18 protein-coding genes are annotated in these 19,245 nt (G+C 53.5%); 7 read left to right on the top strand and 11 right to left on the bottom strand.

Annotation, left to right across the window (positions count from 1 at the left end; all coding sequences use genetic code 11):
- Positions 1-91 precede the first annotated feature (91 nt).
- From GYMC10_RS04365 to GYMC10_RS04325, 9 genes are all read right to left on the bottom strand, one after another.
- Positions 92-1,957 carry an SLC13 family permease gene (locus GYMC10_RS04365; protein WP_012819036.1) on the bottom strand — a complete coding sequence of 622 codons (1,866 nt, stop codon included), beginning with the start codon at positions 1,955-1,957 and terminating at the stop codon, positions 92-94.
- A 364-nt stretch (positions 1,958-2,321) separates the two neighbouring features.
- Positions 2,322-3,584 carry a stalk domain-containing protein gene (locus GYMC10_RS04360; protein WP_012819035.1) on the bottom strand — a complete coding sequence of 421 codons (1,263 nt, stop codon included), beginning with the start codon at positions 3,582-3,584 and terminating at the stop codon, positions 2,322-2,324.
- Positions 3,585-3,658: 74 nt separating this feature from the next.
- The gene (locus GYMC10_RS04355) at positions 3,659-3,994 is read right to left on the bottom strand and encodes a hypothetical protein (protein WP_012819034.1); all 336 of its coding nucleotides are present in this window, start codon (positions 3,992-3,994) and stop codon (positions 3,659-3,661) included.
- 180 nt (positions 3,995-4,174) lie between these two features.
- Positions 4,175-4,441, bottom strand: coding sequence for a hypothetical protein (locus GYMC10_RS04350; protein WP_012819033.1), 267 nt, complete (start codon positions 4,439-4,441; stop codon positions 4,175-4,177).
- 66 nt (positions 4,442-4,507) lie between these two features.
- Positions 4,508-5,371, bottom strand: a complete 864-nt coding sequence (locus tag GYMC10_RS04345) for an inositol monophosphatase family protein (protein WP_012819032.1) — start codon at positions 5,369-5,371, stop codon at positions 4,508-4,510.
- Positions 5,372-5,634: 263 nt separating this feature from the next.
- A complete protein-coding gene (uvsE, locus tag GYMC10_RS04340) occupies positions 5,635-6,636 on the bottom strand; it encodes a UV DNA damage repair endonuclease UvsE (protein ID WP_012819031.1) in 1,002 nt (333 codons plus the stop codon).
- Entirely contained in the window at positions 6,633-6,950 is a 318-nt protein-coding gene (locus tag GYMC10_RS04335; protein WP_009591113.1) for a hypothetical protein, read from the bottom strand. The genes uvsE and GYMC10_RS04335 overlap by 4 nt, the downstream gene beginning before the upstream one ends.
- A gap of 98 nt (positions 6,951-7,048) precedes the next feature.
- Positions 7,049-8,143, bottom strand: coding sequence for a D-alanine--D-alanine ligase (locus GYMC10_RS04330; RefSeq protein WP_012819030.1), 1,095 nt, complete (start codon positions 8,141-8,143; stop codon positions 7,049-7,051).
- Between the two features lie 45 nt (positions 8,144-8,188).
- On the bottom strand, positions 8,189-9,211 hold the full coding sequence (locus tag GYMC10_RS04325) for an amidase domain-containing protein (RefSeq protein ID WP_012819029.1): 1,023 nt from the start codon (positions 9,209-9,211) through the stop codon (positions 8,189-8,191).
- 316 nt (positions 9,212-9,527) lie between these two features.
- Here GYMC10_RS04325 and acnA point away from each other — a divergent pair, with 316 nt between their 5' ends.
- Together acnA and GYMC10_RS32445 are read left to right on the top strand one after the other, a co-directional pair.
- Entirely contained in the window at positions 9,528-12,245 is a 2,718-nt protein-coding gene (gene acnA, locus GYMC10_RS04320; RefSeq protein WP_012819028.1) for an aconitate hydratase AcnA, read from the top strand.
- Positions 12,246-12,428: 183 nt separating this feature from the next.
- Positions 12,429-12,584 carry a hypothetical protein gene (locus GYMC10_RS32445; protein WP_012819027.1) on the top strand — a complete coding sequence of 52 codons (156 nt, stop codon included), beginning with the start codon at positions 12,429-12,431 and terminating at the stop codon, positions 12,582-12,584.
- 237 nt (positions 12,585-12,821) lie between these two features.
- On the opposite strand, the gene GYMC10_RS04315 is transcribed toward GYMC10_RS32445, so the two are convergent.
- The gene (locus GYMC10_RS04315; protein WP_009591105.1) at positions 12,822-13,562 is read right to left on the bottom strand and encodes an IclR family transcriptional regulator; all 741 of its coding nucleotides are present in this window, start codon (positions 13,560-13,562) and stop codon (positions 12,822-12,824) included.
- A gap of 221 nt (positions 13,563-13,783) precedes the next feature.
- Between GYMC10_RS04315 and GYMC10_RS04310 the strand changes: the two genes are divergently transcribed.
- The 5 genes from GYMC10_RS04310 to GYMC10_RS04290 all read left to right on the top strand — a co-directional run bounded on the left by GYMC10_RS04310 (position 13,784) and on the right by GYMC10_RS04290 (position 18,483).
- The gene (locus GYMC10_RS04310; RefSeq protein WP_012819026.1) at positions 13,784-14,776 is read left to right on the top strand and encodes an alpha/beta fold hydrolase; all 993 of its coding nucleotides are present in this window, start codon (positions 13,784-13,786) and stop codon (positions 14,774-14,776) included.
- 163 nt (positions 14,777-14,939) lie between these two features.
- A complete protein-coding gene (locus GYMC10_RS04305; protein WP_012819025.1) occupies positions 14,940-16,118 on the top strand; it encodes a Fe-Mn family superoxide dismutase in 1,179 nt (392 codons plus the stop codon).
- Between the two features lie 423 nt (positions 16,119-16,541).
- Positions 16,542-16,826, top strand: coding sequence for a hypothetical protein (locus GYMC10_RS04300; protein ID WP_012819024.1), 285 nt, complete (start codon positions 16,542-16,544; stop codon positions 16,824-16,826).
- Between the two features lie 71 nt (positions 16,827-16,897).
- Positions 16,898-18,178 carry a lipase family protein gene (locus GYMC10_RS04295; protein ID WP_012819023.1) on the top strand — a complete coding sequence of 427 codons (1,281 nt, stop codon included), beginning with the start codon at positions 16,898-16,900 and terminating at the stop codon, positions 18,176-18,178.
- A gap of 32 nt (positions 18,179-18,210) precedes the next feature.
- Complete coding sequence (locus GYMC10_RS04290; RefSeq protein WP_012819022.1) at positions 18,211-18,483, top strand: hypothetical protein; 273 nt, start codon at positions 18,211-18,213, stop codon at positions 18,481-18,483.
- A gap of 111 nt (positions 18,484-18,594) precedes the next feature.
- Here the strand turns inward: GYMC10_RS04290 and folE are convergent, their stop codons facing one another.
- Complete coding sequence (folE, locus tag GYMC10_RS04285; RefSeq protein ID WP_012819021.1) at positions 18,595-19,188, bottom strand: GTP cyclohydrolase I FolE; 594 nt, start codon at positions 19,186-19,188, stop codon at positions 18,595-18,597.
- Positions 19,189-19,245: the final 57 nt, after the last annotated feature.

The raw sequence follows: 19,245 nt of genomic DNA, 5'->3' as shown, positions 1-19,245 counted from the left end.
CTTCCACGCTATCTACCCTCAAAATGGAATAACACCCGCATGCGCGATCCTCATCGGATTGAACATGCGGGTGTTAGGTGCCGGTTCCCTTTTAAAACGGAAAGAACAGCGGCAGTACCGCCATCATGACGAGCCCGATCGTCAGTTGAAGCGGCAGGCCGACCTTCACGTAATGACTGAATTTATAACGTCCTGCCGACATGACGAGCGCGTTCGGCGGCGTGGAGAACGGGGACGCAAAACACATGCTCGCCCCAATCGAAACGGCGAACAGAAACGGATACGGACTGGCTCCCATCTGGATCGCAGCCGATAACGCAATCGGCGCGAATAATACCGCGCAGGCGGTATTGCTGATAAACAGCGTTAGCAGCGAAGTGGTGAAATACACCCCTGCCAGCAGGGCAAGCGATCCATAGCTGCCCAGGGAATGAACCAGCATATCCGAGATCAGCGTGGCGGCTCCCGTCTTCTCGATGGCAATGGACATCGGGATCATCCCTCCAATAAGGACGATGCTCTCCCAGTTGACCGTCTTATAGGCTTCCTCCATGTTGCGCACGCAGCCGAACACCACCATCAACACCGCGGCAATCATCACGGAGGCCACGGCCGGAATCCATTCCGTCACGAGCAGAATCACCATCAGCAGCATGATCCCCGCCGCGATCGGCGCTTTGTGGTCCATCGTCAATTTGCGCGACTCCTCTGCAGGCTGCCCCACCACCACGACATCCGTCTGCTCCGCTGCCAGCAGGGCAATGTCCTTCCACGTGCCCTGCACGAGCAGCGCGTCGCCAAAGCGCATTTTCTCTTCCTTCAGATGATGCAGCAAATACTGTTCTTTACGCTGGATGCCCAGAATGTTCACCCGATACTTCTCGCGGAATCCCGAATGCTTGACGAGCCGGCCGATCAGACGCGAGGACGGCGTCAGCATCACCTCCGCAATGCCGACGTCGCTTGTGGCGTACTGCGACTCTTCGGCATGTTTACGGTGCTCGGGCACACCCTGGTCCAGCATGACAAGCCCGTATGTCTCCGCAAACTCCGAGGCCCGCTCGAATGGACCATTCACGTACAGAATATCCTCTTCCTCTATCACGGTCCCGGGACCCGCGATCTCCTGATTGATCGTCTTGAAGAATTGATTCTTGGCCGACATTTTACGGCGGATTTCAATGATGTTGATTTCGAACCGAGCCGGAATATCCAGCTCCCGCAGCGTCTTGGAGCGAATGGAGGAATCGGCTCCAACCTGAATCCGATACAGGTTCTGGGTCAGCCGATACTGCTTGGCCAGTTCCCTGAGCGAGCGTCCGCCCTGGTTCCCCGTTCTTCCTTCTTCATTGCTGGGAAGATAACGGCGAAGGAACAATATCGCGAGAATCCCGGTTGCCAGACACACCAGGCCGATCGGCAGAAAAGCAAAAAACGACAACCGTTCGTACCCTGCGTTAATCAGCGTCTCCTGAATCACAAGGTTCGGCGGCGTTCCGATCAAGGTGAGCATGCCGCCCAAGCTGCTTGCAAACGCAAGGGGCATCAGCAGCCGCCCCGGATTGATCTCCGCGCTGTATGCCAGACTGACAACGATGGGCAGCATCACAGCTACCGTGCCCGTATTGCTGACGAATCCGCCGATGAGCGACGTCACCAGCATGATCATGATCAAGAGCCGGGTCTCGCTTCCTCCGCCAAGCTTCAGCAGCTTCCCGCTGGCCATCTTGGCCAGCCCGGTCTGGAAAATGCCGCCCCCCACAACAAACAAACCGATCATCATGATGACAACCGAATTGGAAAAGCCCGACAGGGCTTCAGCCGGACTTAAAATGTCCGTTAGCATAAGTACCATCAACACGCCGATCGCGACCAAATCCGACCGCGCTTTTCCCGACATGAACAATACGGATGCCACGGCCAAAACAGACAACGTAATGATCATCGGTCCATTCATTCCTTGATCCTCCTATAATGCCATATCTATGTTTCTTCCAAGATTCGACATTCGATAAACCTTTCCCTGCCCATTTCACGGATCCGCCACTTTCCGGTCCGGAGCGGGCGGCCAATCTGCGCCAACGTCACACCACCCGTTCAAGGGAAATGATGTAGTATTGTAACACCTGCCGGGAGCATCTCATGTTAAAAACGTCACAACCCTGTGTGCAAATCTTTAGGCGATATCCCCATCCGATCCTCTATCGCACCGTCGACCATAACGAGGGGTAAACAAAGGACTTCTCTCGTAGGCCGCCACGGAGGAATCACAAAAAAAAGCTGCATCGGCTCCTTCCAGCCGGTGCAGCTTGCCCTTGGAATTACAAATTGATGAATGCGGTACGCAATTTGGAACTGTACTGAACGTCAAAGCCCAGGCCGGATGCAATCACGGCGAGCGGCACGTAGGTTTTATCCTCTTTTCCTACCTTGTGCAGAAAAGCCGGCGTATCGATCGGTACGGCCGTTCCGTTGACTTGAACGGTTTTGGCGCCGATCTTCACCACGACCGTCTGGTCTCCGAAGGTAATCGTTGCGCTGGATGTTTTATTCTCCCATTTGGTAGTCGCCCCCACCGCGTTCACGATGTCTTGTATGGCTACGTAATTCAGGTTGTCGCGGAGGATCGGCTTGTAAGGCGTATTCAGCTCCTGCCCTTTCACGACTATGCGCATCGGCTGCCCCTCATTTTGAACAGGAGGTTTCTGATAGCTGCCCCAGATTGTCTCGGCAAATACGCTGGCCATCGTTTCGTATCCGTATTGGTTCGGATGGATGTCATCCTTCAGGATATGGGTCATCGTCAGCTCGGAGCCCACGAATTTCTTCGCGACATGCGCTACCTTGATGTCTACGCCCTGGCTTGCAAAACCGCCGGCCACCCCGTCCACCAGCTTCGTGAACTCACCGGATGCCGCAAGCAGTTTCGCGTACGCGACGTCATCGGCGATTTTGGGAACCGGATTATACTGGTCGGCCACTACGATCGCGGCATCCGGATTCAGGGAATGCAGGCCCGTAATGACGGATGACACGTTGTCCTTATAGATCTGGAACAGTTCCTGCATCTTGGCTTGCAGCTGCTCATCGCTTAACGTTTCCACGGTGCTGACAAGACTCATCATGTCATTGCCGCCGATCGTAATGGTGATCAGATCGGCTTCGGCGATCATCGGCTTGGCTTTTGCTGCATCGGCGCCGATCTGCTTGGTCCGCGGATCGATGCTGCTGAGTCCCGGCTGCAGCTCCTCCGGCGTGATCGCCCGTTCATCCAGGACGGCCTTGACGTAGTTGTTCAGCCCGTCGGTCTTCAACCCGCCGATCCCCAGATTCGTGACTTCGGTCCGGCCATGGAACAGCCCTTGCTCATACAGCCGGTCAACAAAACCGTACGGTTTGCTGTTCAGATCCATTCCCGGCTCATACCCGACGGTCAGCGAATCCCCCAGCGTTACGATACGATATGTATTCTTAGCCGCAGCCTCATCGGCATAAGCCGGCGCAACGCCCGGTCCGACTAGCGCCACCGCGAGCGTCAAGCTGCCGGTTACTGCCGCCAGCCCCTTCTTCCATTGTTTGAACATGACTTCACTCCCTTAACGTCGAATATCTTGATACAGCCTTATTTTACCACCACCATCAGGCGAATGGTACCGAATCAAGCCGGGCGAGACGGCTTCATGAGAAGATACGCGAATAGATAACCTATGGAGGTAACTCCAAACCAAGCAAATATCCCTGGCGTGCCTGCCATATACAGGCTTGGCAGTATCGACCATCCAAAAGCAATCAGCAGCAGCATTCTGTACGAATACACCATCGCAATCAACGCCAAGCAGCCTGGCAGAAAGAGCATAATGAACGTATTCAGGGCCGGACTCCAGTTCATAACGTCCGTATACGGATTAAAGATGATAAGTATGCACCACAACAGGATGGAACCCACACCTGATAATCCTGCCAAAAAATGAGAAGCCTTCAGCTGAACCCGCATTGTTTCTCCTCCCCCCTATATGGACAAGGTCGCACATCCTGACTCCGACATTCACCGTCTTGAAGAGTCTTATCTTGATTGCTGCACAAAAAAATGGACAGCCTGTTTCATGCTGTCCATTCCTGATACCGAACCAGGATGATGTTACGCTCCAATACCGCAATATTCCTTGAAGCGCTGTCACACGTCTTCGCCTGAATCCTCAGGCTTCTCCTTCTTTACCGCCTTATCGATATACTTGTCATAGCGGTCATCCAATTCCTTTGCCATGCTGCGGTATTTGAGCGTCTCCTCCACGATGGGATCGAGCTGCGTCTGAATCCGGATCTCATATTTCGGAGAGAGCAGCCTGCGCTCCTCCTTCTCCCGATCCTTCTTCTCCATTTCACCCTCCGTTAACATCTCGCTGAGCTGGCGCTCCAAATCCTGATCCGACTTCTCATTCATCGTACGCACACTCCTTTTATCAAACGGTTCATAGTGAACGGCATTCTCTCTGCGGATGGTGACCGTTTAGCGGACCAAAGCCTCGCCCGCATCTTTTAGCGTATCCAAAAAACGCTGATGAATCAACCCGTTGGTTGCCGCTAAATGACGCACCGACAGATCGTAGGGCCGTCCTTCCGTATCGGTTACTTTGCCGCCGGACTCCTGAACCAGCAGCGCGCCCGCGGCAACGTCCCAGGCACTCAAGCCGTGCTCCCAGTATCCGCTCAGCCGGCCGGCCGCCACATAAGCAAGATGAAGCGCGGCGGAACCGCCCGCTCTTATATTGCGTACCATCGGCAGCAGCGCCTGAAGCTCCGCCATGTTGAGCGGCAAGTTGACCTTGCTGTCCAGCGGGAAGCCCGTGGCCAGCAAGCTGTCCGACAATTGTTCCTCCGTGGAGACATAGGTCGGATTGCCGTGAACGTAAGCCCCTTTGCCTTTTTCCGCCACGAACAACTCGTCCCGGGAAGGGTCGTAGATAACGCCGACAATCACTTCTCCATGATGAGCCAGCGCGATGGATACGGAGTAAAACGGAAATCCGTGAACATAGTTCGTCGTGCCGTCCACAGGATCGATAATCCAAAGATACTCTTCGTCTTTGGCTTCCTCAAGCGCCTTCGCATAGGCATCCGTACCCGGGGCAACCCCTTCTTCTCCCAGGATCGCATGATCCGGGAAATGCGTCAGGATCAGCTTGCGGATCATCTGCTCCGCGCCTTTGTCGACCTCGGTTACGATATCCTGCGCCGAAGACTTGGTGCTCAGCTGCTTGACGGTGCCCAGTTTGCTCTTAATCCATTCTCCCGCTTTCGCTGCGCAATTAATCGCAACGGCGGTATAGCTCTTACTGCTGACAACATAAGGAATCTTTTCATTCTCGTTCAAAGCACTCACTCTACTTTCTATATAAATCTAGTAATCTTGGGAATCTCTACATCCTATTCCGTCATTACGGTAGCCGAAAGGGCAGCCACGCGAAAATTCCGCCTATTTCAATAAAAGTCCGTCCTATGCTGTGCACCTGAATGCTTGGCGAGAACGAACTTTTTAGTCCAATGTCATTATCTTGAGGGGAATCCCTGTTTGGCTACTTCCAACGTAACCCAAAACCCATCAACTTGCAAGTGTTAACAAGCTCAACTTATCGGTTAAGGGTTCACTTCGATGGAAGCACCGTCGAGAATGGTAATGCCCTCTTCCGAATAATTTCCCAGATCCTTCATCAGGTCAAACAAGGCCCCGTCCTTCATCTTCGCTTCAATCATGACGTCCACTTTTGGCGTAACCCCGGCAATATTCCTTAAAAAAGCGAGCAGCGGCACGACATCCACCCCGTCCGCATGGCTGCGGATATCGGTCTTGCTCTTGGGGCTGGAGACATGAATTTTAGGCGGCAGCGGCTGCGCCGGCTCCGAATCGGCCTGCGCAAGCTGCGTCTCCCAGGTGCGAAGGATATCCGGCCACAGCTCCCAGGGCGCCTCGCCGTCGTTATTGACCCACTGGTGATGGATGTCCAGCACCATCGGCAGCCCGGTCTGCTGGCATACGGCCAGCGTTTCCTGGGCCGTAAAGGTTTTATCGTCATTTTCAAGGGTCAGCCGTTCCTTGATGCGGGGGTCAAGCTCATGAAAATGTTCAACGAATCGGGCCGCTGCCGAAGGCTTGTCCCCATAAGCTCCCCCGATGTGAATGTTATTCTTCATGGAAGCAGGCAGTTCCATCGCCTGCAGCATGCGGACGTGCGACTCCAAGTCGCGAACCGAATTAACCAGCACTTCGGGACGCGGCGTGCTCAACACCGTGAAATGATCCGGATGGAAGGAAACCCGCATCCCGTGTTTTTTCACGAATTCCCCAATGGCCTGAAAGCCTTCCTGCAAAGCCGGGAACGGGTCCCAGTCCCGCATGTCATTATGCGTGGCCAGCGGAATCAGCTTGGACGAGAAGCGGTATACCTTGATATCGTGAGCCGCATTATGCTTCAGAAGCCGAAGGGTATTATGTAAGTTCTCATTCGCGATCCGCTCCAGTTTGTGCAGGCCGGCCTCACGGTCATTCAGCTTCATGAAACTCTTCATCGTCATCGTCTTGGAAGGAGAAGCATTCTGCACGACCGTGGACATGGCCACATAACCGAAACGGACAATCATGCATGGTCTCCGAAGAACATCTCGTGCGCGAGCGCGGTCTGTACGCGCGCTTCCTCATCCGTCAATTTGCGGATGAGCTGCAGCTCGACCGAAGTGACCTCCCGCCCCTGGAAGTTGATCTCCGATACGCATGCGGTGATCAGGACGATGGCCACCGCCCGGTTATCCGGCGTATAGGCAATGACCTTCTGTCCCGTCGGAAACACCCGGAGCCCATCCTTCAGCATTTTGCCGCGGCCGTATTCCAGCAGCTCGTAGAGCTCCTGCTCGCTTTTAAACTTACAAACGGAATTGAACTCGGTTTGAAATCCCATATCATGTCTCTTCCTTTCATCTCAAAATATTAGACTCAAGGGGAGCCGTAATGAATAGCGCGGACTCCCCCTGGTGTTTCATATCCTATTGTGACGGCTTACGCCTGGTTCTCATAAATCAGGGATTGCTTGCGATGGTACCGCTCAAGGCCCAGCTCGATCATCCGGTCAAGCAGCTCGCGATAGGAAACGCCCGTCTCCCGCCACAAGAGCGGGTACATGCTGAACGGCGTGAAGCCCGGCATCGTGTTCACTTCGTTGATCAGTATCGCACCGTCCGAACGGCGGACAAAGAAGTCGGCGCGGGTAATGCCCCCGCCCTCAATCGCTTTGAAGGCGGCAATGGCCAGGTCGCGCAGCCGATCCGCCGTATCCGGGTCGATCTCGGCCGGGATTTGCATCTGCGATTGTCCATCCGTATATTTGGCCGCGTAGTCATAGTATTCACTGGAAGAGACGATTTCACCCGGAACGGACGCCATCGGCTCGTCATTGCCGAGCACGCTGACCTCCACTTCGCGCGCATCGACGAACTCTTCTACGATGATCTTGTCATCGAAGCGGAGCGCGGATTCAATCGCTGCCTTCAGCTGTTCCCGGTTCTTGGCCTTGGAAATCCCGACGCTCGAGCCGAGGTTAGCCGGCTTGACGAAGCTCGGGAATCCGAGTTTGTCCTCGATGTTCTTGAGCACTTCATGCTGGCTCCGCTCCCACTGGGTGCGGTTGAAATAGCAGTACTCGCATTGCGGCAATCCTGCCTGGGCAAAGAGCTTCTTCATGACGACTTTGTCCATCCCGGCAGCGGATGCAAGCACGCCGGTTCCCACGTAAGGGATGTCCGCCATTTCGAACAGCCCCTGGATCGTCCCGTCCTCGCCGAACGTCCCGTGAAGCAGCGGGAACATAATATCGACCGCCTGATTCTCTTCCCCGTACAGTCTGCTGAACACGGCGTTCAGCGCCGTTTGCGTGCCTTCCCCTTCAGCCAGCTTCAATTCCTCCTGCCGGGCGAAAGGAGCCGACATCTTGCTGCCGATTCTCCAGGTTCCCTGCTTTGAAATATAAAACGGGACAATCTCGTATTTATCAAAATCAAAAGCGTTCATGACCGCGAATGCCGTGGATAGCGACACCTCATGCTCGCCGGATTTTCCCCCGTATACTAAACCAACCGTCAATTTATCCTGTCCCATGTTAACCTCTCTCTTGTCCGTATTGCAGCATGACATGCTGTCATCTTAAAAATAATCGGGAATATGGTAAAACCGGTATTCGGTGTTATCGTTCCAAGCATAGGAATCCCGGTAGTCCCAATAGCGGTGACGGCTTGACACCGTATGCGCATTAACCAGCGGCATCCCGCCCGCGTCAAACGCCGTTACGATGGTGCTGTGCTGAAACGCGCCGTCGCCGTCCCAGTCGTACACGATGACGTCCCCCAGCATCAGCTGTTCGGGACGCTCCACCCGCTCGGCACGAAGCCCCGTGGTACTGGCATTCAGATAATGCGCGAAGCTGTTCGACACCGCCCAGCTGTAGCTCCACCACTCCCGTTTGTTGACGTATCCCTTGTACCACCATCCCGTTTCTCTTTTACCAGTATAGTGGATTGGGGCTTTGCCTGCAAAGAGGCACTGGGAGATATAGTTCGTGCAATCCACGTCGAATTCCTCAAACTCCGGATTCCCCGAATCCCACCAACGGTCGGCATAGGCAGCCGCGGCTTCGCGTTCGTAACGTCCCGACCGCGGACTGCTGCCAGCGGCGTATACGCGTCCGTTCATGAAAGGAGTGGACGGTTCCCTTCCGGCCGCGTCCGAGCTTGCTCCCGGTATGTCGGCCCTTTGCAAAGGATGGCGTTCATCCTGCAGACGTTCAATGCCGACGATCAGCCAGGCATCCCCGTCCCGAATCAGCGTCAGCCGCTCCCTGAAAACCGTGTCTTCCCGATGCGTCATCCCTCTTTTTTCATAATAAAAGACGCTGTGGAGCCGCACGTCGGCGACCACATCATCCTCTGTTTCCCTCAGGATGCGCTGAAGACGGGCACGGGTCTCGCTCTTAAGCGGCGTTGCCTCCCGCTCCGCATACCACGATTGCAGGCGAAACTGCCTCTCTCCTCTCTCTACCAGGTAGTTCAGGTCCGCCACAATCTGCTCTTTCAGGCCTGAGGAATAGTCCACGCGATTTTGGTTATATTGATTGACGTAAATATATAGAGCTTGCTTCCAAGGCTTCTCGGCTTGCTTCAAACTGTTCATCCTCTCTCCTCCTCTAACCTTGCCATTCACGCCGTTCCCTATCACAACTATATGAAGCAAATCTTCAGGCTATGAGCTTCGGTCAAGAGATTGCAGAAACGCGGGATTGCAGCGGCTGCTTTCCGGTAAGAAAACAGGCTTGTTTTCACCTTTTTGAAATGCGTTTCTTCTATAAAAAATGCTTTACGCGGGGAGTTGAAAACGTTATACTTAAAGTAGTCAATTTATGAAATTAGGTTTCATCTAGTGAAACCGAAAAGGATTTAACCCTAACTGTCTTTATTCGATTTATGAAATGACTTAAGGAGGTTCATCAATGCCAGCAAAGGATCAATTCTCCATCTCTCGCAACCTAGAGGTGGGCGGTAAAAGTTACCGCTATTTCAGCCTGCAGGCGCTCGAAGAGCAAGGATACGGCAGCGTGTCCAAGCTTCCTTTCTCCATTCGGGTGCTGCTTGAAGCTGCCGTTCGTCAGTTTGACGGACGCGCGATTACCGAAGATCACGTAAAACTCTTGTCCAAGTGGAACGAAGGACGCGACAACAACAAGGAAATTCCGTTTATCCCTGCCCGTATCGTACTGCAGGACTTCACCGGCGTACCCGTTGTCGTAGACCTTGCAGCCATGCGCGACACTGTAAAAAAATCCGGCGGCGATCCTAAACAGATCAATCCGCTCGTTCCGGTCGACCTCGTTATCGACCACTCTGTCATGGTCGACGCTTTTGGTACCGACCAAGCGCTTGAAACGAACATGAAGCTTGAATTTGAGCGCAACGAGGAGCGTTACCGTTTCCTCCGCTGGGCTCAAACGGCATTCAACAACTTCCGCGCGGTTCCTCCGGGAACAGGTATCGTTCACCAGGTTAACCTGGAGTACCTGGCTTCCGTTGCGGCTACGAAGACCGTTGACGGCGAAACGCTGGTCTTCCCTGATTCCCTCGTAGGCACGGACTCCCATACCACCATGATCAACGGTCTTGGCGTTGTGGGCTGGGGCGTCGGCGGCATCGAGGCGGAAGCCGGCATGCTCGGCCAGCCGCTGTACTTTGTCACCCCTGAAGTTATCGGCTTCAAGCTGACAGGCAGCCTGGCAGAAGGCGCTACCGCGACTGACCTTGCCCTCACGGTAACCGAGCTTCTCCGCAAGAAAGGCGTCGTAGGCAAATTCGTAGAATTCTACGGTCCAGGCCTCGCCAACATCAGCTTGGCTGACCGCGCAACGGTTGCCAACATGGCTCCGGAATATGGCGCTACGATCGGCTTCTTCCCGGTTGACGACGAAACGCTGGCTTATCTTCGCAACACGGGCCGCTCCGATGAGCAGGTTGAGCTTGTGGAGAACTACTATAAAGCGCAAAACATGTTCCGTACGGCCGATACGCCGGACCCTGAGTTCTCCGACGTAATCGAACTGGACCTGGCTTCGGTTGTGCCGAGCTTGGCCGGACCGAAACGTCCGCAGGACCGTATCGAGCTTACCAGCATGAAACAAAACTTTAACGACATCATCCGTACGCCGATCGATAAGGGCGGATATGGACTCAGCGACGAGAAAATCGCAGAGACCGTTAAAGTTAACCATAAAGACGGCTCTACCAGCGAAATGGGTACGGGTGCGGTTGTAATCGCGGCCATCACCAGCTGTACAAACACGTCGAACCCAAGCGTTATGCTCGGCGCAGGCCTCCTGGCCAAGAAAGCCGTTGAACGCGGACTGAAGAAGCCTGGCTATGTGAAGAGCAGCTTGACTCCAGGCTCCCTCGTCGTAACCGACTACCTGGAAAAAGCCGGTCTCCTGCACTATCTGGAATCCCTTGGCTTCTACGTGGCAGGCTATGGCTGCGCAACGTGCATCGGTAACTCCGGTCCATTGCCGGATGAAGTGAGCGAAGCGATTGCCGACAACGACATGACGGTAGCTGCCGTATTGTCCGGTAACCGTAACTTCGAAGGCCGCGTGCATGCTCAAGTCAAAGCCAACTACCTGGCTTCGCCGCCGCTGGTTGTTGCTTACGCCCTGGCAGGCACGGTGAACATCGATCTTCAGAACGATCCAATCGGTTACGATCCGAACAATGAGCCTGTGTATCTGAAGGACATCTGGCCAACGAGCGCGGAAATCCGCGAAGCGATCGGCCTGTCCGTCAGCCCTGAAGCATTCCGCTCCAAGTACGAGAACGTGTTCACCGCCAATGAGCGTTGGAACAAGATTCCTGTGCCTGAAGGCGAGCTGTACGAGTGGGACGATCAATCCACTTACATTCAGAACCCGCCGTTCTTCGAAAGCCTGGGCAACGGCCTGAACGACATCCAGGACATCAAGGAAGCGCGCGTGCTGGCTCTCTTGGGCGATTCCGTTACGACGGACCACATCTCTCCAGCGGGCAACATCGCAACGAACAGCCCTGCCGGCAAATATCTGAGCGATCGCAACGTGGAGCGCAAAGACTTCAACTCCTACGGCTCCCGCCGCGGTAACCACGAAGTCATGATGCGCGGTACGTTCGCTAACATCCGGATCCGTAACCAGGTCGCTCCAGGTACGGAAGGCGGCGTTACGACTTACCTGCCAACGGAAGAAGTGATGTCCATCTATGATGCATCGATGAATTATCAAGCAGGCGGACAGAACCTGATCGTTATCGCAGGTAAAGAATACGGTACGGGAAGCTCCCGCGACTGGGCCGCAAAAGGTACGTATCTCCTCGGCGTCAAGGCTGTGCTGGCTGAAAGCTTCGAGCGTATCCACCGCTCCAACCTGGTGGGCATGGGCGTTCTGCCGCTCCAGTTCCAGGAAGGTCACGGCTGGAAGAGCCTCGGTCTGAACGGCCGCGAGACATTCGATATTCTGGGCCTCAGCAACGATGTGAAGCCAGGCCAGGAATTGACGGTTGTCGCTACGCGCGAAGACGGAACCCAATTCGAGTTCCCAGCCATCGCTCGTCTCGACAGCATGGTGGACGTGGATTACTACCATAACGGAGGTATCCTCCAAACGGTACTGCGTCAAATGATCGCATCGAACCAATAAGACACTCCCTATAGGCGCTTTAGCCTTAGGAACAAATCCCCATCATCCGCTTATGGATGATGGGGATTTTGTTATTTTTCGGTACTTCTTTCCTGAATATTGGATATTCCGTTTCGAATGATGCCAAGAAGGTTAATTGGTAAAAAACATTTTCGGAAATCCATGCCCAGGAGGAAAGTACCTATGATCAAAATACATACGATGGCTTCGTTCCAATATCAATACCAACGGCCGCAGCCGGTAGCAGCGCCTAAGAAGGAGGACACGACGGATAAAGCCCTCACCTTTCAAGAGATCCTTAACCAGAAAATGAAGGAAAAGAACGTGAAGCTGACCTAAGTTGCGCTTACGTGTTACATACTGAGCTGCAGCGGCAAAAGGACCGTCCCCGCGATCACCAAGATCATGGGGGACGGTCCTTTTCTATCCTATAAGAAATAGCGTTTATGGGCGAGCCTTCTCTGAAGACGGACAGCGCTTGGACGGTTTGTTATGCCGGACGGCTGTATCACATGCAGCCTCCCGGTCATTCAATAACTTATAGTGATGCTGTCTCTGACCCGGCAATAGAATAAATTAAATCATCATTCCCATTTCCCGTGCCGCTTCCATCAGGATTGGCGCATGCTCGCGAAGCGTTTCGGCCGACAGGCGGGTTACAGGCCCGGACATCGACAACGCGGCGGCGACGCGGCCGCTGCGGTCGAAGATCGGCACGGATACGGCAGCCGCTCCAGGTTCGCGCTCTTCGATGCTGATCGCGTAACCGTTCTCCAGTATTTCCGCCAGCTGCTGCCGGTACGCGTTCTTATCGACCGCCTCCGGCCAATCCGGCGCATTCAGCAGCTCCTCCTGGTCCGCCTCAGGCGCAAAGGCCACAAGAACCTTGCTGGACGCGCCCACCGAGAGCGGCAGCCGCACGCCGACCTGGGCGACCCGCCGGATCCCCTGGTTGCTCTGAACCGCTTGAATCCGAAGGCGATCCGAACCGTCCCTTAAATACAGACTTACCGTTTCCCCAAGCCGATCCCGCAAGGCCTCCATCGCCGGCTGAAGGCGAATGGCAGGGTCATCGCTTTGGGACAGGTGCATCGACAGCTCCCATATTTTTAAGCCGAGCCGGTATTTCTCCGTCTCTTTGTTCCGCACAACGAATCCTTTGTCTTCCAGCGTTGTTAGCAGCCGATGGACGGTGCTTTTATGTAATCCGATAAGGGAAGAAATCTCCGTGAGAGCAAGTTCGCCATCCTTCGTAAAACACATCAAGATATCAAGGGCTCGCTCTACGGCGCGTACCGTCAATTTGCGGTCTTCCATCCCGATCAGCTCCTCTCCTGTTTCATTGTATGAAACCTGGTTACAAGAATTATATGAGAATTTTTCTCAAAAGTAAACCATGGGGACAGGGACTTTACAGTTGTCTTACAATCTATGGTTTTGCATTGACTTTATAGGCATCCGGGCATACGATTATTATAATTTCAACTTTTTCATGTTCACGAAACGCACTCAGACTATATGGTAAGGAGGGGCCACTTATGAGCACTACGACTGGTAGTAATGCCCCACTCTCCCAATTGAATGACGCGCCGACCGAGCTGTCCACGGGCTTGGTCCGTCTAAAGCATATTATATTAGCGCTGTTATTATCTGTCGTTTTTTTCCTCATTTTCTGTTTTATTGCGCTTCATGCCTATATCGCTTGGGTTTTGTCGAATCCGACGGTGGCTCCGCTCTATTCCAATCCCAAGCTTGCGAAAGATATGAATTACGAGAACGTCACGTTCCACTCGATTGACGGGAAACGAAATATCAATGGATGGTATATCCCGGCCGAGAATTCCTCGAAAACCATCGTGCTCAGCCATGGTTACGGCGCTAACCGGGAGGAAACCTGGGTACCGATGTACGATATCGCCCACTACGCGCACAATATGAATTTCAATGTGCTCATGTTTGATTACGGTTTTGCCTCCCAGACCAGCAAGGAAGTGGCGACCGGGGGCAAGGAGGAGAAACGCCAGCTTCTTGGAGCCATTGAGCATGTGAAGCAACGCGGCGCGAAGCAAATTGTCGTCTGGGGGTTCTCCATGGGGGCCGGCACCGCGCTGCAGGCAGGGCTTGAGACCAAGGACGTGGATGCCATGATTCTGGACAGCGCCTTTTTATTGGAGCCGGACACGCTTTACCACAATATCCACAACCAGATTGATCTCCCCCGTCATCCTTCGCTGGAGATTCTGGAGCTGCTCTTCCCTGTGCTTAACGGCACAAGTCTGGACCAGATTCCGTACAATGAGGTGAAGAAGCACGATTACCCGTTCCCGACCTTGTTCATCCACGGAACGAAGGACGATAAGGCCCCTTACCCGATCGCCGAGAAAATTGCTTCCAACCAGACGCATGCGGATTCCGATTCCTGGATTGTAGAGGATGCCCATCATGAGCTTATCTTCCGCGAGCACCCTAGGGAATATCTGCGCAAAGTATCGACCTTCCTCGGCAAACTCGAAACGCCGGACGAACCCTGAGGTTTTCATCAGTTGTTTATATAGCGAAGAGACCGTGCCTTTCAGTATACGATTCTACTCCCCTGCTGCCTGATGCAGCGGGGGTTTTTTATTTTTCCTTCATAATACAGGCCGCCAAATGAATATAGTGTGTTTAGTGAACCTGATACTGGAGGGAACGGACATGTTATTTCATTATGGAGCGAAGCTCCCGGTGCGATTACTGGAGGAAATTCGCTTTTGGAAGCATCAGGAAAGAAAACACCTCGCGCTGATCAAAGCCGTGGTGCCCGATCTGGAGCCGGTCTACGTCAAGATGCTGGATCAATGGGCCGTCGTGTTCTCCGACACGGAGAAGGCGGCAGACGAACTTCTGCGCCATATTCTAAGTTATAATGCTTCTCCCACGCCTCAAATGCTGGCCCAGGTCGAGCAGCTCTTGCGCGCTTCCTGCGAGCAGTCCAGGGAGTTCATTCGCCAGCTGCACAGCTTAAAAGAGAACAGTGAAGCCGTTCAGAAAGTACCGCTTGCCGGTACGGTCCTGCACCATGTGATTCGGGAGTCCGAATATTTCCTGAATGCACTCGAAACACTGAACGCCGCCGGAGCGCTGGAGAGATTCATGGATGTGGATATGCCGCTGCAGTCGATGACGCTGCACGAGGCCACGTCTCCTCCGCCGTCTACTCCCGAAGCCGAGCTGTCCATTCAAGGCATGGGAGACAGCGGCGGCAAAGCTGTGCCGATTGGCGGACACCGCCTCCCTCCACTGCCTTACGCTTTTAATGCGCTCGAGCCTTATATCGACGAGAAAACCATGCGGATTCACCACGACATCCATCACCAAAGCTACGTCGACGGCCTGAACAAGGCGGAGAAGAAATTGGAGGAGGCCCGTAAAAGCGGCGATTTCGAGCTCGTGAAGCATTGGGAACGCGAGCTTGCGTTCCACGGTGCCGGCCACTATCTGCATACGATCTTCTGGAACATCATGAACCCGCGGGGCGGCGGCGAACCGGGCGGAGAGCTTGCACAGCAGATCAAGAAGGATTTCGGAAGCTTCGATCGATTCAAGAAGCATTTTACCGAAGCAGCAGACAAAGTGGAAGGCGGCGGCTGGGCGATCCTCGTCTGGAGCCCGCGCAGCCATCGGCTTGAAATTTTGCAGGCCGAGAAACATCAAAATCTCTCCCAGTGGGACGTCGTCCCTCTCCTCGCCCTGGATGTATGGGAGCATGCATATTACCTTAAACATCAAAATAAACGCAAGGATTACATCAACGATTGGTGGAACGTGGTCTACTGGCCGGAAGTTGCGGAGCGTTTCAAGCATGCCAGCAAGCTGAAATGGAAACCGTTTTAATTCTCAGTCGGCATTAGCTGCTTCGCATTGGTTAATATTGGGTATGAAGTCTATAGCCCTCCTTACTTCCTTTATGGGGTTTAGGGAGGGCTTCCCTGTTCAGAGGGGCACTTGGTCATGAGCCCGGAATTGAACAGGATTATTCAAGCTAAGGAGTAACCCAACCTTATTGTTAGGTCTTTTTTACCACATATCTGGTTATTTATTCGGTTGAACGCTACCATATGCTGGATTATGATATGACAGTAAGCTTGGTACGCAGCCTCAGCATTGGTCTAAGGCAACAACCGAAAGATCCGGCGTGCCTGTGGGAGCAGGACATCACGACTGAAGGGATGGGTCAGTGTGAACAGTAGGTTCAAATCGCGTATTTTCATTTTTGCTTTTGTATTCATTATTCTAATTGTTGGAGGATGCCAGCCCGTGAACCATAATCAAAACGAAGCCACTGCAAACGGCAGCTCGGACGAGGTTATAACAAAGGCGAAAACCACGGCCGTTCAGTATTTTAAGGAAAAATACAATTTGGATGTAGAGATTACCAAAGAAGAGATGATGCCTTCGATCGTAGCGGACAAGGTCAACCTCGAAGGGTATGTCGTGGATCATCCTGAACAAACCTTTAAAATATCCGTAGATTTCAACACAGGCGAAACGTCCAATTTCGTGATGAACCCGGAGCTTAGAAAAGCTATTAAGGGCGAGTGACGGACCTATGTTTCTCTTTGCAGCAACCATAGGCTCTGAACCTGAAAGATCACGTTAAGGAGGGAATATATTTGAGTTCACCGCAAGTGGATGACGAGACATACCGACTTATGTCGGAAGCGGCTTACCTCGATCTGAAAAAAGAAGATACCGTTGAGGACCTGCCGGGATGGGAGGTTCTTGAGGACTATAAGAGCAACAGCATATCCGGTTTTGACGCGGTAACTTTCTACAACAAGGAAACGAACCAGGCCGTTATCGCATACCGCGGCACCGAAGCAGGCAAAGATTTATCCCATGCTCTCCCCGATTATCTGGCCGATGCGGATATTGGCATTGAAGAGATCAAACGAAAAATCCCGGAGTTCCGGGCTCCTTGGGCCGACCATGTAGACAAAGTCAAAGAAGTGACGGGCATTAACGATGTCACGGATTGGTTCGGCGAACAATCGAGGAAAATCGATAAGAAAACGGATATCTTGGGCACCAATCAGTTGTATCAAGCTGAGGATTACGCGCTGGAAATGAAGGAGAAGTACAAGGGCGTTGATTTTTCCCTTACCGGTCATTCGCTGGGCGGAGCCAACGCGCAATATGCTGCAGCTTATACGGGCATGTCGGCAGTCACCTTCAGCGCCCCGTCCGTCATCGGGAGCCTCTCCCCTGAAGCCAGAAGAAAAGCCGAGAATGGGGAATTCGACTCCCAGATCATTAATTTCGCCCATCCCGGCGACATTATTGCCAGCGGCGCGCTCGGAGGTTACGACGGTCACGTCGGCTCTACCTATTACATAGACTCCAGTTACAAGGATGCCAATGACGGGCTCAGCATCAAAGAAAAAATCGATAATACGCTGGGAGGCCCCAACTATCACCAGTTGGACCGCTATCAATTCGAGAATGGTTACATTTCGAACCGTCTGTATGACGGTGCTACCGGTAAATCCGTGGATTCGCCCAGAATTCCTTCCCATAGCGGTCTCTTGTTTGGTCTTGGCGGGCCGTTGAGCAACTTGGGCTTAGGTCTAGGTTTGGGCGGCTCGATGGGAGCCCTGGCCGGCTCCGCAGGAGGCTCCTCCGGTACCATCCAGGTTACCCCTGCCGAGCTGCGAAACGTAGCCGAGAAATGGCGAGCGCATGCCCATCAGAGCGATGCCGAAATGCAGGGAATCCGGCAGCGTCTCTCCAAATACATGTTCTCCAGCCACAGCCGGCGTCTGCAGCCGATCGTCCAGCAGCTGGATACATCCATCATGTCGATGAGTCAGTGGCATCTGCAGCATACCACCGACATCGTGCAGTACATTAAATTTAAGGCGGATCTGTTTGAACGTACAGATAACAGCGGTTAAACATCTATTAGCAACCACCGGGAGGAATGGGGATGAGTCGAGAGATTCTGCTGGAGCTTGATGATTTGCTTCAAGCCGAACGCGAGCTGACGGGGCTGCTTGCAGCCCTTCGGTCCGACGAACAAGAGGCACGGGTCATGTATGCCCGCCTTCAGGATTGGAAGGGACAATCGGCTAATGTGCTGAGGGATCAGATCGAAGTCTTTTTCATGGAGATATCCCGTCGAATCCGGGAGATCGAGGAGCAAAAAAGCGCCCTCGTCCAGTATGTGCAATATATGAAACAAGTCGATGGCGCATCTTGATCTTTCCTTGCTTGTCCTAGATGATCAGATGGCTTCATATCGTCACAGGGATAATCAAAAAAAGGCTTCGCCTCCGTGGGCGAAGCCTTTTTGATATCATGAAAATTCAGCTTAGTCTTTAATCAAGGACAGAAACTCCGAGCGCTGCGCGGAATCGCTCTGGAACGTACCGCGTACAGCCGACGTTACCGTCTTGCTGCCCGGCTTCTTCACGCCGCGTGCGCACATGCACAGATGCTCGCCTTCCACCACGACCATAACGCCGTTAGGCTGCAGCGCCTCCACCATAATATCGGCGATTTGCGAGGTGATGCGCTCCTGCACCTGAAGACGGCGAGTTACCGCCTCTACCAAGCGCGCCAGCTTGCTCAAGCCGGCGATTTTGCCGCTCGGGACATATCCGATATGGACTTTGCCGAAGAACGGCGCCATATGGTGCTCACACTGGCTGTAGTACACGATATCCTTCACAATGACCAGTTCCTCGTGATTCTCGTCGAAGGTAACCCCGAGAACGTCCTTGGGATCGACTTCATATCCCGCAAAGATCTCTTCGTACATCCGCGTCACGCGGGCCGGTGTCTCAAGCAGACCCTCACGCTTGGGATCTTCACCGATCAGCTTCAATATTTGCTCTACATGGTACTCGATCTGCTCCCGGTTTTGGCCTACTTTATGGTTCACATAGTCCTTTACGCCCGCCACAGTACAATCCCCCTTTCCGTTCCAAAAAAAAGCAAACGGTTAACTTATAGCCGCTGT

Origin of the sequence: Paenibacillus sp. Y412MC10, assembly GCF_000024685.1 — a bacterium.
Lineage (GTDB): Bacteria > Bacillota > Bacilli > Paenibacillales > Paenibacillaceae > Paenibacillus_AQ > Paenibacillus_AQ lautus_A.
This window is presented reverse-complemented; position numbering and strand designations above follow the sequence as displayed.